The sequence below is a fragment of the Deltaproteobacteria bacterium genome (assembly GCA_016874735.1).
Classification (GTDB): Bacteria; Bdellovibrionota_B; Oligoflexia; order Oligoflexales; family CAIYRB01; genus CAIYRB01.
The window spans coordinates 18,703-33,442 of sequence record VGTI01000023.1 but is presented as its reverse complement, the minus strand read 5'-3'; the positions used below and the strand labels follow the sequence as shown (position 1 = coordinate 33,442).

The window sequence follows — 14,740 nt, the reverse complement described above, 5'->3', positions numbered from 1 at the left end:
GCTTGAGTCAGTTGCTCTTAGCTCATCCAATTTTGCGCCGCAGTGGCCGACCACTTGCTAGTCAGCTTGATGAGATGGGTCCAAAAATCGAGCGCGCTACGCCCCGTGATGTCGCCATGCCCAAACTTAGATGCTTTAGTGCCACCAAACGAGAACGGCTCCCGCGGCACAGGCACGCCTATGTTGATCCCAATCATGCCGCTGGTGGCGTGGTCGGTTACCGTGCGCGCGACGCGCCCGTTGGTGGTGAATACGGAGACGGCGTTACCGTAGGCGCTGGTAGCCTCGAGAGCGAGCGCTGCCGAGAGATCAGGTACACGGACTATAGTGAGCACTGGACCGAAGATTTCCGTCGTCGCGCATTCCATGCCGGGGCTTGCGTGATCGATGATGGTTGGTGCCAGCCAATGGCCCGCCGCACTGCCACTGGGCGGCGTGACGCGGCGTCCGTCGAGAATGATTTTGGCGCCGTCTTTTTCGGCGCGGCCGATGATGTCGGTGATACGCGCCTTAGCCGCGGCATCGATGATCGCACCCATTTGCTGATCTTTACCAAGTTTGAGAGAGGATGCCCGTTTGACCACGGCGTCGATGATGTGATCGACCTTGCCTACGGCGATGAGTAAACTCGCTGCCATGCAGCGCTGGCCCGCACATCCCGTAAACGAATCGACGATACCCTGCACGCTAAACTCTGGGTCGGCATCTGGGACCACGATGACGGGATTTTTGGCGCCGCCGAGGGCGAGCGCTCTTTTACCTAAACTAGTTGCACGCTGGTAGACGGCCCGCGCCGCTGGGGTCGACCCGACAAAGCCAACCGCCGCCACTTCTGTCGCGTCAATCAAAGCCTCCACCGTCTCCTTACCACCGTTGATGACGGAGAAAACGCCGGCGGGATATCCCGCAGCGATAAAAATCTCCCCCATTTTTTGTGAGGTCAGGGGGACTTTTTCCGATGGTTTGAGGATGAAGCAATTACCAACCGTGAGGGCGATTGGGATCATCCAGAGGGGGACCATCGCCGGGAAGTTAAACGGCGTGATGCCGGCCACCACGCCTAGGGGGCGACGCTGTATTTGGCAGGTGACACCCTGACTCACCTCCATGGAGCCACCGTCATCCAGGTTTTGCAGGCTGAGGGCAAACTCGGCGACCTCAATGCCTTTGAGTATACCGGCGCGCGCCTCGGCCACAGTCTTGCCAGACTCACTCGCGGCCAAGGCTGCTAGGTGATCCAGGTGGGTGAGCATCAGCTCGCGCCACCGAAACAAGGGCGCCGAACGTTCCTTGAGTGTCAGGGCCCGCCAGGCCGGAAAGGCGGCAGCCGCAGCGCGGGCGGCCTCCTGCACTTCGCTAGGCGTACTCATGGGCACATGGCCGATGAGACTGCCGTCGTGGGGGCTATGGAGCGCCCGCATCGGCCCAGTCGAGGGGCGCCAGCTCCCACCGATCAAGTTGCGACAGGTGTAGGGCTCGCTGCTAGCGGCAACGGCGGCATCATTGGTCATGACGGCTCCCAAAGTCCAAAGTGAGGCTATCTTAGGCTCTCAATGCACACTGCGTACCAAAAGCTTCGTAACTAAAAAATCTGCTGGAGTTTCCCTATTGTTGTGATAAACGCCCGGGCTCGGCAAGAACATTCTATAGACCGGCCGCGCGAGGCCAGGGGACAGTCGGCTCATGTCTAACCAACAACCTAAGATTATTGGCGTCTCAGGGGGATCTGGATCCGGCAAAACCACCCTGGTGCGGATGCTGCGTGAGCGTTGCCGCGAGCTGCTTGGACTCGACTTGCTCGTGCTGCAAGTGGACCACTACTACAACGACATGGCCCACCTACCGGAAGACGAGCGTGATGCGCGCAACTACGATCATCCCGACGCCTTTGACACCGCGCTACTAAGTCAGCATTTGAGCCAACTCCTGGCCGGAAAGTCTGTGGCGCGCCCCACCTATGACTACGCTACCCATACAAGGACAGCGGATACAGTCGAGATCAAGCCGGCGCCGATCATCGTCCTCGACGGTATCTTGACACTGCACTGGCCAGAAATTCGCGACCTCCTGACCCTATCGGTCTATGTAGATGTTGATGACGACGTACGCTGTCTGCGCCGCTTGCGCCGCGATATTCGCGAGCGCGGCCGTAACGTGGACGGCGTCATCCATCAGTATCTGGCTACCGTGAAACCCATGCACGACAGTTTTATCGCACCGCAAAAGCTGGTTGCCGACATCATCGTCAGCTGGATGAACTATAACGAGCGGGCTGTGGCTATGTTAGCGGGAATGGTAGCTGCTTGGGGCGGAGGAGGAGCGAGCACCCGGTAGCCAGATGCTCGCGATTCGTCGTCTAAATCAAAGTGCTTTAGCTTTCACTTGACCTGTCAGTGCGTCGCGGCACTGAGGGCCGGCTTTGTCTTTGTTAGCTTTGAGACAGCTGTGTAGCTTAGCCGGATCGCTCTTGTCCACTTTGCAGTACTTCTCGGTCTCAGCCTTGCAAGCGTCGGTGTAAGGCGCTGCTTTAGCTTCGAGCTTCTTGCCTTCAGCCTTAACTTTGTCGAGGGTAAGGCCGCTTTCGCCTTCCTTCTTGTCACCACCGGTAGAGGTACATGCCGCAACGCCAAGTACAGCCGTCAACATCAGGGACCAACCCATACGCATACTCGATCTCCTTGGTTTCACTAGTCGTAACTGGGATTTATGTGTCCCTATGATAGCAGAGAGCCGCGGCTTTGCCAAAATTTGGCCCGGTCATGGGTACCCGCATTCACCCGCGGGAACACGGCTGGGTACGGACCTTTGCCAGCTTTTTCTTGAGGGTAGCGAGCCAGCTATCAGCGCTAATTGGTTTGGTGTTGATGGGGCTAAAGGGCAGGTACTTAAATGGGGCAGCCCAGGGCTGCATCTTGGTGATGCTGGCCCAGATCTGATCAGTCATCGGTTTGGTCGTCTCGCGCTCGCCGAGTTTGGCGTAGTTGATGAGCTGCTCCAGCTGCTTATCACTTAGTTTAGCTAGGAGGTCGGCCAGGAATTTGCGGCCTGGTTCTGAAATTTGCACGGTCTTCAGCGTGGCGGGCTCGATGGTGTCAAAGGCGATCACCTGGACCGTGCAGTCGCTGCGTTCAGGTCCGGCCCAGTTTTTCCAAATCGGCGCATGATCCCAGAAAAAATGACTGAGCGACGGTGGTACATCGACGCCGCCGTCTTCAAGAGCCTTCGGCAGCTTGAAGGCGCCCAGGGTGGCTCCTAAGTCGGAGACAAGCATAAAGCGCTGGTCCTCGGGACATTCAGCCAAGGTCTTGGCCTTGATGCCGCAGTGAAGGCGCTGGTTGCTGCGCCTATTGTCGACGTGTTGCAAGATAGCCATTAAGAGGGTCAGCCCCTCGCGCGCCAGCATCTGCTCGCGATCTTGTGAGATGTAGGCGGCAGTTAAAGCCTCGTCAAAGCCCCAGCCCTCGATCTCCTTGCCGTCCACCGCAGCCACAGCGTCGGTGTCGCTGAAGCCGATTTCAATCATCGCAGCATCAAACTCGCGCCTGGCCATGACCTCGCTGGGGTTCTCGGCAGATCGACGGTAAGCGTTACCGTAGCCAAAGGGATCTTGGGGGCAGTCGTCACAGATGACTTTTTTAACTGGATAATCGCAGTCGGCGTAGTACCCAAGCGCCTGCAGTAAACGCGCGGTAAAGGGTTCGTGATACACCTCGGCATTGGTGCGTCCGTACTTGACCTTAAGTGATCTCCCGGTGGCATCGACACACTTGAATTTAGGCGTCCAGCCGGCGCCGCCACCGTCGCGTTTGGGAGGCGCGAATTTACAGGTGACGATGTCGTCCGGGGCAAAATCCCGACAGCGGGGCCCAGGTCGTGTCAAATCCTGACCCTCGATCGCGACCTCAGGTGACGACCAGATTCTGGCCGTTTTGATAAACTCTTGCCGCTCAGCCTGTCCCTTAAGATCGACGGAGCCCTTAGGTGCCGCGGCGCTTTGGCGGTCGAGTGATTTGCACGAGGGGAGCAGAGTCATGGCACTTGCCAGTAGTGATCCCACTAAACTGAGTCTCATAAGCATCAGTCACTGCTCCCTGTGTGGACATTAATTTTCTGGCCTTACTTGATCTCGTAGTTATACAGCACTTCGCTCTTTTCGTTAATAAAGCTGAGCTGGATCGCATCATCAGTAAATGTTGCGTAGCCGAAACCAAGTTCATTAGTCGAGTAGTAGCGTAGGGTGTCCTTTTGGCTGGCGATCTTGTCTTTGTAGGGGATTTTACGCTCAGCGGCTGCACCAGCGACTACCGTAGTGATCCCGCAAGGGAGCTGATTCACTTGCATGAGATGCTCATGACCTGCGAGATAAAGAGCTTTATGCTTGCACAGGAGTGGCTCTAGTGCCTTGCGCAGTTTCTTTTGCGACTTGCCCTCAATAAAATCGAGGAAGCCATGGTCACCGACGCTGTAGATGGGGTGATGACCAAGGACGACACGCCAGCGTGCCTGGGAGTTTTCAAGAGCTTTGGCTAACCACTGAATCTGTTCCTGATCCTTGCGGTACGTGTTGGTGTCGAGCGCGAAGAATTCGACGTTACCCTCGGTAAAGCTATAGTACCGGGCGGGCATGCTCCACTTTTTCGAAATCTTAGAGTACTCAATCTGAGCCCGCATACCTGCAGGTCCGGAGTGCATATCGTGGTTACCGAGAATCACGTTAAACTTGAGGTCAAGATTGCGCAGCGGCTCTTCAAACTTGGATTGAAACTGCGGATCATCCACCGAGGTGACGCCGTCTGGATAGATGTTATCACCGAGCATGAGCCCAAAATCGCAACGATACTTAGCACAGTGCTCCGTCATCGCAGCGGCCGTGGCTCTTTGCTCGTCATTGCCCTTACCGGAGTCGCCAAAGAAGAGCACTTTAATACCGTCATTTGTCGTCAGCACGTGATCTTGGTGCGCAAGCTCGAGACTCGCACCGTCGTGCCCGCCGCAACCGAGTAAGGTCAAGCCAGCTGTCGTTAACAAAACTTTGCCGATGCTGCTGGAACTCAAGTACCGCATATTTGACCTCAGTAGTTGATAAAAGTTCTCATTTTGAGTGACACTAACCAATATTGGCCGCGAGTCCAATCGCAAATTGGATGGTGGCACTGGTCGCGTTAGACGGAAGAGGCGGGGGCACGTTATGAGGCAGAGTCGAACTCAAATGACGCGCATAGTGATCCTTACGACGAGCTTGTTTATGGCGTGTAATACCGTGAAATTCGGTGGCAATAACGAAAAACGCCAGGCTAACCCACCGACTTTACCACCAGCCTCCGTAACGGCCCCTCAACTGCCACCCCTTGCAAGACCGGCGCCTTGTAGTAGGGATTACGAGGTCCCGGCGACCGCCAATCCTTACCTAGCGGGTGCCGCATCGGGTACGTCAATGACCTATACACTCACCAATGGGGACCCTCAGTCGCCAACCGATCGTGCTCCGGAGCAGGCGCCAGTTTTGGTCACGCCTACGGATCCTAGTTGCTTTAAGCCAGGCGCCATCCTCGCCTTCACCGTAGCAGGCTCGATCACCCACAATCAGTCCAGGGAGCAAAGTAGCGCCGATGGCAATACGGCTGTCATCGTGTCGCATCAACTCGGTGCGGTGAATGGCATCTCCGACATCAAGGCACCCATCGATTCTCTGGTCGGAGTGTTCCTAGGGGCGAGCGATCCGCGTGGCAGCGCGGCGCCTTCGAAATTAGATTTTTCCACGGTCGCCAGCCGGGACTATCTGACCATTGAACCCAAGCTCGGTCAGCTATTCTTTATTGGCAAAGGTAAAACGGCGACCGGTACCAATAGGCAGGTGGTGGTGCCGTTGGGAGCCACGCGCCTTTATTTCGGCACGATGGACACTTATCAGTGGAACAACAACATCGGTGGCTTGCGCGGTGCCATCATGACGGTGCGCTAAGATCGTGCCACCTCGCCAGCGTCTGCACCGTGAATCACGAACGACATAGCAGGTGTCGTATGCGCAGCGGACCACGCTCCGTCCTTTGCTAGGGCAATCCAGCCGTAGGACCGGCCACGCATCTCAGCCTCGCTAAAGGTCGTTTGCGCTGCTGTCTCTAGTGACATACCGTCGCGGCATCGCGTTTCGATGCGCGCTGCCACCGCATCATCGATAATTTGCTCGCCGATGCCAGTCGCACTGATAGCCGCACATGCGGAGGCGTAGGTACCTGCGACCGTGGCTGAATCGCTGACGCGTCCCGGAGTTTCAAAGCCGCGGCCACCGGTCGATGTGCCCGCATAAAGTTTGCCGTCGGCGGTTAAAATCAAGCAGCCGACGGTGTCGCAAGTTGCAGTATTTTTTTTACTAACCCACTGCGTGAGCCGGGCTGGTGTCACCGGTGATGCGACCGGTACGCCCAGCTCCCTTGCCAGGAGTTCCACTCCGGGGGACGCCAGGACGCGCGCATCCGCGTGTTGCAGCTGATGCGCTAGTACCGATGGATGGAGCATATCTGTGGCGCCGATCACGCCAGAAAAAGTTTGGCTCGCACCAGTCATAACAGCGGCCGTCATGCGCACACAGCCGTCTGCCTGCAGGGCAGAGCCGCGGCCGGCATTGAACTGCGGATCGGCCTCCATGGCTTTTAGACAGGCGAGCAAGACGTCCGCGGCACTTGTCCCGCTGAGTATCGATGCTCGTGCAGTCCGAGCGATCTCTACGAGAGCGGCTGTGGCTCTAGCAACAGCATCTGGACTTTTGGGATCCTGGCCTCCAGCGCCCCCGTGCAGCGCGACGATAGGGGCATGAAAGGTACCGTGAGCGATGTGCATTGTGATTTGCCTCCCTCTGTCAGGGGTTATAGCATGCTGTTCAAAAGGTCTAGAGTCGACTTGGGGCGCGACGGTAGTTTTTAGGGAGACGAGTATTGAAGCAGATATTCAACGATGCATATGCAGCCTATGTCCAGCAACGTGGCCTCACAACGCGTGAGCGACTCGATCAGATCAATGCAGTTAAGAAAGCGATCTTGGCCAATCGCGAGACCATCGTGGAACGGGTGATGGCTGAGGTCGGTAAATCCCGAACCGACGCCCTCATCGCTGAAATAGTCGGCACAGTAGATTGGTTGGACTGGCTGGAGCGGCGTGCCGTCCGCATATTGGCTGATGAGAAAGTACCGACACCGATTACGCTACTTGGCAAGAAGTCGCGTCTCTACCATGAACCCTACGGCGTGGTTCTCATCATCTGTCCCTGGAATTATCCCTTCCACAATGCCATCACTGGCATTGCAGCTGCCTATGTGGCGGGTAATGCCGTTATCTATAAGCCCTCGGAACATGCTCCTTGTCAGGGCCTGGTCGAGGACATGTTGGCGGCGGCGCCTTTAATGAGGGCTGCGGTCAAAGTTGTTTATGGCGACGGTAAGGTCGGCAGTGACCTCATCGACCAAAAACCAGGCAAAATCTTTTTCACCGGTAGCTGCGCTACGGGAGAAAAAATTATGACGCAAGCCGCACGGCATTTGATCCCTGTTGAGCTGGAGCTCGGTGGCAAAGATCCTATGATCGTGTTTGCCGATGCGGGACTCAAACGGCCGGTGGCCGGTGCCCTATGGGGGGCCTTTACGAACGCCGGTCAATCCTGCAGTGCAGTCGAGCGGCTCCTAATTGAAGACAAAGCGCATGACGCTTTTGTCGCTAAGTTGGTCGAAGAGGCGCGTAAACTCCAGGTCGCCGAGGGCGACAGCAAAGGCAACGTTGATATCGGGCGGATGACGGTAGGATTTCAGCGCGACAAAGTGGTGGCCCACGTCAAAGACGCGCTGGACAAAGGTGCCAAGCTCGTGTTTGGCCAGCTGCCGACCACGGATGATTTGTTGGTGCGCCCGATTATTCTCACTGACGTGACACCTGACATGCAGGTCTGGCGCGACGAAACCTTTGGGCCCGTGCTCCCCATCATGAGGTTCGGTGATGAGGGTGACGCGGTGCAGCTAGCTAACGATAGCGACTACGGACTGTGTGCTAGTGTGTTCACTGCTGATCAAGCGCGTGCAGATCGGATCACGCGGGCTCTCGAGGTGGGTGGCGTCTCAGTTAACAACGTCAACATGAGTGAAGGCAATCCGGGTCTGCCATTTGGTGGCTATAAACGCAGTGGTTTTGGTAAATTGAGGGGCCCTGAGGGCTTACGCGGATTTACCCGTAGCAAAGCCGTTTTGATAGACGCAACTGGCGATAAAATAGAGGCTAATTGGTATCCCTATACGCCGGGCAAGTATGACCGATTTGTGCGCTTTATAGGGGCTCTCTACACAGCGCATTGGGGGCGACTGGCACGCATCGCTTGGACGGGTCTCCGGCTCGAGGCTTTTGCGCAGAAACCGCGAGAACCGAAAAACTAGCCGATCTCGATCACCATCTCACGACCGTCGATCAGACGGTCGACATAGATATTGCGGAACTTGCCGGTTGGATCCCAGAGGTCGCGGTAGGCTAAAAATTTGGCCCATTCCGGATAGAGTGATGTCGGATTTTGATAAAACATCTTGCCCCAATGCGGTCGCCCACCAAGGGCGAGGAGTTGCGTCTCCATCGCTCGGAAAAACTCCTCGTAGCCTTTAAATGCGGTATGCGACATGACGGCAAAGTAACCAACATCCTGGCCCTGACTGGGACTTAAAAGGTTGCCGCGGTCACCGCGTACAAAGCGCGACTCGGTCGGGAAGTTGGCAAAGTAAGGACTTTCGGCGCGCATGGCAAAGGACTGCGTCAGTCTATTAAAGCGCTCGTGCGCCTCGGGCATCGCAGCAACAGGGAGCGCATATTCCATCTCATTGACGCGGACGAGGCGCGTGGATGCCATAATCTTGTCTGACCGGTCGATACGCGATTCATCAAACACCAGATTGGTGAGTGCATCGTAAAGTCTGGGCATCAACCGCGGCCTGAGAGAAGCCGCAGTAAGCAGTCCTCCTAGCGCGACGTTTTCAAGTAGGATTTTGTCGACGAAGGTCCGGACACGCTGCTCGTCACGTGGTTTATCCGTGCGATTGCGACTGATCGCCTTTACTTTATCGGTAAAAGGAAAGCGGAAAAACTCGAAGTGATCGTTGTCTCGGTAATGGCGCGGATCTAAGGCATCGCTCAGCGTCGTGAGCCAGCTCCGCAGCTCCAGATTATGTGCTAGCACCACTTGGAAGGTGATTGCGTAGATGATGCCGAGGGAACCTAGACCTAAACGAGCAGCGGCGAGTGCCTCGGCGTCTTCAGGACGGTCCGCACTGAGGCTGACGAGAGATCCATCTGCCTTAACCAAATCGATCGCGTGTACCGCTGCAGCATCGGCAAATGAACCCCACTGCATCCCTGTACCGTGGGTGCCTGTGGATACGATGCCGGCAAGCGACTGCCGATCGATATCGCCTATACTAGGGAGCGCTAGACCAAGCTCAGCGAGGGCCTCGTTGAAGGCATAAAGTTTTTTGCCAGCCTCGACCTTGACGCGCATCGTCGCGCGATCGACCTCCAAAATTTTATCGAGTTTATCGAGACTCAGGATCACCAGATCTGAGTGTACGCAAGGACTATAGGAGTGACCCGAGCCTACTGCTCTTACCCCTTTAGCCTTGCTCACCACTTCTTGCAATGCGGCCAAAGTGGTCGGGACGGCGATCTCTTGCGGCCGCGCATGAATATTGCGGGCCCAATTAACGAAGGTGGGTGCCGTGCCGGAGCCACCTGGTTTGATACCATAGTCAGCGCTCACGTCCGCGCCTAGCCCGTCAGCGCGTGCCGATCTCGCGGCTGTGGATCCTGCAGCACCAAGGGCCGCCGCACCTCCAATAAAGGAGCGGCGCGTAAACTTATTTACCGCCGATGGCTTAGCTGATCCGCACGACGTCATCGCAGCCTCGTGGCGTCAAAGAGCTTGAGTTAAATCGTTGATCAGATCGTCGGCATGCTCGATACCAACCGATAAACGTATGAGCTGCGGCCCGATGCCAAGTTTGCGCCGGAGATCTTCCGGCACCGATGCATGCGTCATGCGTTCGGGATGGTTGACGAGAGACTCTACGCCACCGAGGCTTTCTGCTAGCGAGAATACTTTAAGCTTTTGTAGGAAAGCGACGACCTCGGCATAACTCCCGCCGTGATCAAAGCTGACCATACCGGAGTATCCACTCATCTGCTCCTTGGCCAGCTGATGTCCCGGATCATGGGTCAGTCCAGGGTAGTAAACCCGTTTGACTTTAGGATGTGAGCTAAGCATCGTCGCGACGATTTGCGCATTGCGCTCGTGTTGCTGCATCCGCACAGCCAGCGTCTTAATACTACGGTGCAAGAGAAAGCATTCGAGCGGGGCCGGCACAGCTCCCGCGGCAAACTGGATGAACTTTAACTGCTCAAAGAGGCTGTCGTCGCTAGTCATGAGGGCGCCACCGATCATGTCCGAGTGGCCACCAATGTATTTGGTCGTGCTATGGACCACAATGTCCGCACCTAGCTTCAGGGGGGACTGAAATATCGGTGTTGCAAAAGTATTGTCGACGACCGTCAGGGCACCCGCCTTTTTAGCAAGTGCGGCGACATGGCGGACGTCGATGATCTTCATCGTCGGATTGGACGGCGTCTCTACCCAGATCATCTTTGTAGCTGGAGTCATCGCTGCCGTTAAGGCAGCTTTGTCGGCAAGGTCGATAAACTGAAAGTCGATGCCATACTTGGCGTAAAGGCGCCGGAACAGTCTGCCCGTCCCACCGTACACGTCATCCGACACAATCACCCGAGCTCCGGGAGATAGGAGCTGAACAATGGCTTGTTCCGCCGCTAGACCTGAGGAAAAGGCGAGTCCGTATTTAGCGCCCTCAATCGTCGCCAGTGCTGCCTCGTACGCAGCCCTAGTCGGATTGTCGGCACGCGAGTAATCATAACCCTTGTGAACTCCAGGCTCCTCCTGCACGTAGGTGGACGTCATGAAGATTGGCGTCATGATGGCACCCGTGACGGCCTCAGGTTGGGCTCCGGCGTGGACTACATTGGTAAAATGCTTCGAATCAACAGCCACGGCGGCATCCCTCCCTGGAACATCATGTCTGAAGTATTATCTCTGGAGTATCATAACGGAATTTTGTTACTTCTGTGTCGCGCCCAATACTTCGGCCAATTGACCTTTGCGGTGAAGCTCGGCGGTGATGTCGCAGCCACCAACAAACTTGCCGTTCACATAGAGTTGCGGAATCGTCGGCCAGTTGGTGTACTGCTTGATGCCCTCACGGATGTCCCAGTCAGCTAGGACATTTACAGCGTGGAACTTGACGCCGTAGGAGTTCAGGATGTGCACGACTTGCGCTGAGAAGCCACACTGAGGAGCGTCGGGGGTACCCTTCATAAAGAGGCAGATCGGGTTGGTTTCGATGTCAGTTTTGATTTGTTGTAATGCGTCTTGAGCACTCATGAGAATTCCTCCTATGCTGCCTTGCCTACCTCAACCACGATGATTCGGCAAGGTGCCCTTTTCTCGCTCAACTCGGTAGGTTGAAGGTTGTACTTAGGTAGTCTTACACCTTGCTCACTCGGATTGTCTAAGGTTATGGTGGCGGCTCACGACGAAGCAAGCAGTAAGGGCCACATGGTTCGACTCATAAACGCAAGACAGGCAAACGGTGACGGGTTCGCGATGGAGATCGCAGCGGGGCGCATCGTTAGTGTCACTACAACAGATAACAAAGAGAAATTACAGGATGTTTCGAGAGCCTCGCTGATGTCGGTCGGCGACTTTGCGGCGCTGCCTGAGGCGACCGTGGTTGATGCTGGGGGGCGCATACTGCTTCCTGCAGCAATCGATGTTCATGTTCACAGCCGGGATCCCGGGCTGACGCATAAAGAGGACTGGCATACGTTGGCGCGGGGCGCCTGGCGTGGTGGCGTGATAGCCGTCGCTGATATGCCAAACACGCTGCCGCCCATGATGACCAGATCATCCGTCATGGAAAAGGCCGCACGGGCGCGCGCCTCGGGCCTGGAGCATGCATTTTTCTTGGGTGTCGGACTCAGCAACATCAATGACTTGCGCGGACTACTGCTAGACCCGGAGTTGCCGCTGTGTGGTCTCAAGGTATTTTACGGGCGGACCACGGGCGAGCTACTTTACGACGATTTAGAGACCTTGGCCCGGGTGCTACCCGATCACGGCGAAAAAGTTGTGGTCTTCCATTCTGAAGATCAATGCACCATTGACTGTAACCATCAAAGGTTCGGGCGGCAGCTGCACGAGACCAATAACGCGGCCTTTGCAGTCCACTCCGCTATTCGGAGTAGTGACGCTGCCCATACATCGACGCGCGCCATTCTCGAATGGGCGCGGACCACCTATCGTCGCCCCATTCATATCGCGCACATCAGCACCGCGCTTGAGGTGGAATTGGTAGCCGAGGCCAGAGCACGCGGTGTGCCTGTCACCTGCGAAGTGGCGCCGCACCATCTACTGTTCTCAACAGCCGACTACGAGCGCCTTGGACCGTTGGTCAAGATGAACCCCCCGCTACGTGCACCCGAAGAGGTCGAGGCCCTGAGTCGCCTCTTTGCGCAAGGGGCGATCGAAATCTTTGCCACAGATCACGCGCCCCATACGCTGGCGGAAAAATATGCGGATGTCGCGCACTCACCCTCGGGTGTGCCTGGAGTCGAGCTTTTCTACCAACTACTGATTACGTGCAGTAACCGCTTTGGTTTGCCCCTAGAGCGCGCAGTGGCCATGGCCAGCGCCGCTCCGGCTAAACTACTGGGCTGGCACCATAAGGGATCGTTGGCTCCTGGCAACGATGCCGACTTTGTGGTCCTTGGCGACGAGGAACATACGATTCTCTCACAAGATGTCGTCAGTAAATGCGGCTGGACGCCTTACGCTGGATGGCATGTACCCCGTGATGTACTGGCCACCTGGAACCGTGGGCGCCAAGTATACTGCGGATCTCATCACGAAACTGGAGTGTCATGAATCAGTCGAAGCGCCCCGACCATAGGCGGCATCAGCAAAAGCGGCGCCACAGTGGTAAGAAGCGTGCTCTTCTCAATATTCCGCGGGTAAGTGGCCATATCAGGACCACTGTGGAGCGTCCGCTAGGCGAAGGCCGCTACATTGTCTTTGACATTGAGACCACAGGTGGAAATCCCGAGCGTAACGGCATTACCGAGATCTGTGCACTCCGGTACGAGGGCGGCAAGGTCGTCGATAAGTTTTACTCCATGGTAAATCCCGAGATACCGATTCCGCCGATTGTCCGGCGCATGACTGGTATCAATAACCAGATGGTGCGTGGCGCTCCGAAAATCGGTGAGGTCATGCCTCTCTTCTTGAGTTTTGTCGGTGACGACATCTTGGTTAGTCACAATACGATCGGCGATATGAAGTTCATTCGTCACTTTGCCAAAGTGGCGGCCAACGTTGATATGGAAAATTTCTATATCTGCACTCATCTTTTGGTCGAGAAGTTGGCGTCCGAGGCTCCCGATAAATCACTGCGTGGGCTTGCCAAGTACTTCGAGATCCATGCTGGTGAGCTCCATCGGGCTGAGGCCGATGCGGTTGTGACTCTGGACCTCTTCAAAGTGCTGCTCGGTCGCCTGGCTGATCACCAGATCGCCACCATCGATGCCGCGATTAGGTTACAAGGCGATATAGAGTCCAGTATGCGTCTTGGGTGGCGCCTGCAGCCGCAGGTTTTGGCTGCGGTCCCGTCGGGACCTGGCGTTTTTTCGCTATTTGACCAGCAAAATCGACTGATGTTTACCAGTAGTGCGATCCATCTCCACCGAGAGGTTGGTCGCCTCAAGGTGTTTGATCAGCTACCGAGGCCGCTTCTAAAGTTGGTGCTGAAGGCCGCCGACCTAAAGGTCAGCCGCACGGAGAATAGTTTTGCGGCAATGCTGGCAGAATGTAGCGCAATTCAGGAGTCAAAGCCGGTATTTCAAGCGGTACTGTGGCATCAGCGCATCCTCCAAACCATCTATGTGGCGGCAGACGGTGATGGGTTAATGTTAGGGGTGGGGGCACTCGTTCCTGGGACCATTCAGGCCTTTGGGCCAGTGCGTGATCGCCGCATTGCAGCTGAGCTTATAGACGCCATTGGCCTTGCCTGTGGCGTTGAAGCCACGCGCCATGGGCTGAAATTGCCAGGCCATATGCTACCGATTTTAGAGGCTTTTTTCCGTGGGGAGCTCGATAAACTGAGGGCGGATAAACCGGCTTGGCGACAGGCCCTGGTGCGCATCTTTAAGCCAGCGGCGCGTCGCAGTGACGACGTGTTGCGTGAAACCAGTCAGAAGCTCCGCGAGACAAGGATTCCAGCCAAGCTTACTCCCATATTCGATACGACTGGTCTCGTCATCGTTCCTGGCAGTGATGGTGCCTGGCAGGCTCATCACATCGTGCGCGGTCATCCTCATGCGGTCACGCCGCTTAGCCTCGACCTGGACGACGAAAACTGGCTGGGCCACCTCGCCGGCAAGTTTGCTGCCACTTTAGAGCGTGAGCACCAAAAAATTCAGGCCAAACCACTGAGCGAACACGATGCCAATCGGGTCAATGCGACTTTGTGGTGGATCTATAACGGAAGATACGAGGGGCGCTTTGTATCATTAGCAGATTTGCTAGCAGGCCGCAGCACCTAGTCCTACGGAACTACCGGTGCATTTTCCTGGGTTTACATGCTATCCTGTCACTAAATCA

The 14,740-nt window shown here is 56.2% G+C and carries 13 protein-coding genes; 5 read left to right on the top strand and 8 right to left on the bottom strand.

The genetic code is table 11. The features are described from left to right. Window positions 1–17: 17 nt before the first annotated feature. Complete coding sequence (locus FJ146_10850; GenBank protein MBM4252459.1) at window positions 18–1,511, bottom strand: aldehyde dehydrogenase family protein; 1,494 nt, start codon at window positions 1,509–1,511, stop codon at window positions 18–20. 172 nt (window positions 1,512–1,683) lie between these two features. Here FJ146_10850 and FJ146_10845 point away from each other — a divergent pair, with 172 nt between their 5' ends. Further along, on the top strand, window positions 1,684–2,334 hold the full coding sequence (locus FJ146_10845) for a uridine kinase (protein ID MBM4252458.1): 651 nt from the start codon (window positions 1,684–1,686) through the stop codon (window positions 2,332–2,334). Window positions 2,335–2,361: 27 nt separating this feature from the next. On the opposite strand, the gene FJ146_10840 is transcribed toward FJ146_10845, so the two are convergent. From FJ146_10840 to FJ146_10830, 3 genes are all read right to left on the bottom strand, one after another. Continuing rightward, window positions 2,362–2,667 (bottom strand): hypothetical protein, encoded by a 306-nt coding sequence (locus FJ146_10840; protein ID MBM4252457.1) that lies wholly within the window; start codon window positions 2,665–2,667, stop codon window positions 2,362–2,364. 106 nt (window positions 2,668–2,773) lie between these two features. Next, window positions 2,774–4,078 (bottom strand): hypothetical protein, encoded by a 1,305-nt coding sequence (locus tag FJ146_10835; GenBank protein MBM4252456.1) that lies wholly within the window; start codon window positions 4,076–4,078, stop codon window positions 2,774–2,776. A 38-nt stretch (window positions 4,079–4,116) separates the two neighbouring features. Beyond that, entirely contained in the window at window positions 4,117–5,064 is a 948-nt protein-coding gene (locus FJ146_10830; GenBank protein MBM4252455.1) for a hypothetical protein, read from the bottom strand. A 124-nt stretch (window positions 5,065–5,188) separates the two neighbouring features. On the opposite strand from FJ146_10830, the gene FJ146_10825 reads away from it, so the two are divergent. Continuing rightward, window positions 5,189–5,962 (top strand): hypothetical protein, encoded by a 774-nt coding sequence (locus FJ146_10825; GenBank protein ID MBM4252454.1) that lies wholly within the window; start codon window positions 5,189–5,191, stop codon window positions 5,960–5,962. Here the strand turns inward: FJ146_10825 and FJ146_10820 are convergent. After that, window positions 5,959–6,837 carry an isoaspartyl peptidase gene (locus FJ146_10820; protein ID MBM4252453.1) on the bottom strand — a complete coding sequence of 293 codons (879 nt, stop codon included), beginning with the start codon at window positions 6,835–6,837 and terminating at the stop codon, window positions 5,959–5,961. The genes FJ146_10825 and FJ146_10820 overlap by 4 nt on opposite strands. A gap of 95 nt (window positions 6,838–6,932) precedes the next feature. Here FJ146_10820 and FJ146_10815 point away from each other — a divergent pair, with 95 nt between their 5' ends. Continuing rightward, complete coding sequence (locus tag FJ146_10815) at window positions 6,933–8,414, top strand: aldehyde dehydrogenase family protein (protein ID MBM4252452.1); 1,482 nt, start codon at window positions 6,933–6,935, stop codon at window positions 8,412–8,414. Here the strand turns inward: FJ146_10815 and FJ146_10810 are convergent. From FJ146_10810 to grxD, 3 genes are all read right to left on the bottom strand, one after another. Further along, entirely contained in the window at window positions 8,411–9,916 is a 1,506-nt protein-coding gene (locus tag FJ146_10810) for an FAD-binding protein (protein ID MBM4252451.1), read from the bottom strand. The genes FJ146_10815 and FJ146_10810 overlap by 4 nt on opposite strands. A gap of 15 nt (window positions 9,917–9,931) precedes the next feature. Continuing rightward, window positions 9,932–11,077 (bottom strand): PLP-dependent transferase, encoded by a 1,146-nt coding sequence (locus FJ146_10805; GenBank protein ID MBM4252450.1) that lies wholly within the window; start codon window positions 11,075–11,077, stop codon window positions 9,932–9,934. Between the two features lie 66 nt (window positions 11,078–11,143). Then, window positions 11,144–11,467, bottom strand: a complete 324-nt coding sequence (gene grxD, locus FJ146_10800) for a Grx4 family monothiol glutaredoxin (protein MBM4252449.1) — start codon at window positions 11,465–11,467, stop codon at window positions 11,144–11,146. Window positions 11,468–11,602: 135 nt separating this feature from the next. Here grxD and FJ146_10795 point away from each other — a divergent pair, with 135 nt between their 5' ends. Then, complete coding sequence (locus FJ146_10795; GenBank protein MBM4252448.1) at window positions 11,603–13,009, top strand: amidohydrolase family protein; 1,407 nt, start codon at window positions 11,603–11,605, stop codon at window positions 13,007–13,009. Next, window positions 13,006–14,682, top strand: coding sequence for a hypothetical protein (locus tag FJ146_10790; GenBank protein ID MBM4252447.1), 1,677 nt, complete (start codon window positions 13,006–13,008; stop codon window positions 14,680–14,682). The genes FJ146_10795 and FJ146_10790 overlap by 4 nt, the downstream gene beginning before the upstream one ends. Window positions 14,683–14,740: the final 58 nt, after the last annotated feature.

Bases quoted from the DNA above. Each gene is read 5' to 3' on its own strand.
- FJ146_10820 (MBM4252453.1), bottom strand. From the start codon at position 6,837: ATGCACATCGCTCACGGTACCTTTCATGCCCCTATCGTCGCGCTGCAC.
- FJ146_10825 (MBM4252454.1), top strand. From the start codon at position 5,189: ATGAGGCAGAGTCGAACTCAAATGACGCGCATAGTGATCCTTACGACG.
- FJ146_10845 (MBM4252458.1), top strand. From the start codon at position 1,684: ATGTCTAACCAACAACCTAAGATTATTGGCGTCTCAGGGGGATCTGGA.
- FJ146_10790 (MBM4252447.1), top strand. From the start codon at position 13,006: ATGAATCAGTCGAAGCGCCCCGACCATAGGCGGCATCAGCAAAAGCGG.
- FJ146_10830 (MBM4252455.1), bottom strand. From the start codon at position 5,064: ATGCGGTACTTGAGTTCCAGCAGCATCGGCAAAGTTTTGTTAACGACA.
- FJ146_10835 (MBM4252456.1), bottom strand. From the start codon at position 4,078: ATGCTTATGAGACTCAGTTTAGTGGGATCACTACTGGCAAGTGCCATG.
- FJ146_10810 (MBM4252451.1), bottom strand. From the start codon at position 9,916: ATGACGTCGTGCGGATCAGCTAAGCCATCGGCGGTAAATAAGTTTACG.
- grxD (MBM4252449.1), bottom strand. From the start codon at position 11,467: ATGAGTGCTCAAGACGCATTACAACAAATCAAAACTGACATCGAAACC.
- FJ146_10795 (MBM4252448.1), top strand. From the start codon at position 11,603: ATGGTGGCGGCTCACGACGAAGCAAGCAGTAAGGGCCACATGGTTCGA.
- FJ146_10850 (MBM4252459.1), bottom strand. From the start codon at position 1,511: ATGACCAATGATGCCGCCGTTGCCGCTAGCAGCGAGCCCTACACCTGT.
- FJ146_10840 (MBM4252457.1), bottom strand. From the start codon at position 2,667: ATGCGTATGGGTTGGTCCCTGATGTTGACGGCTGTACTTGGCGTTGCG.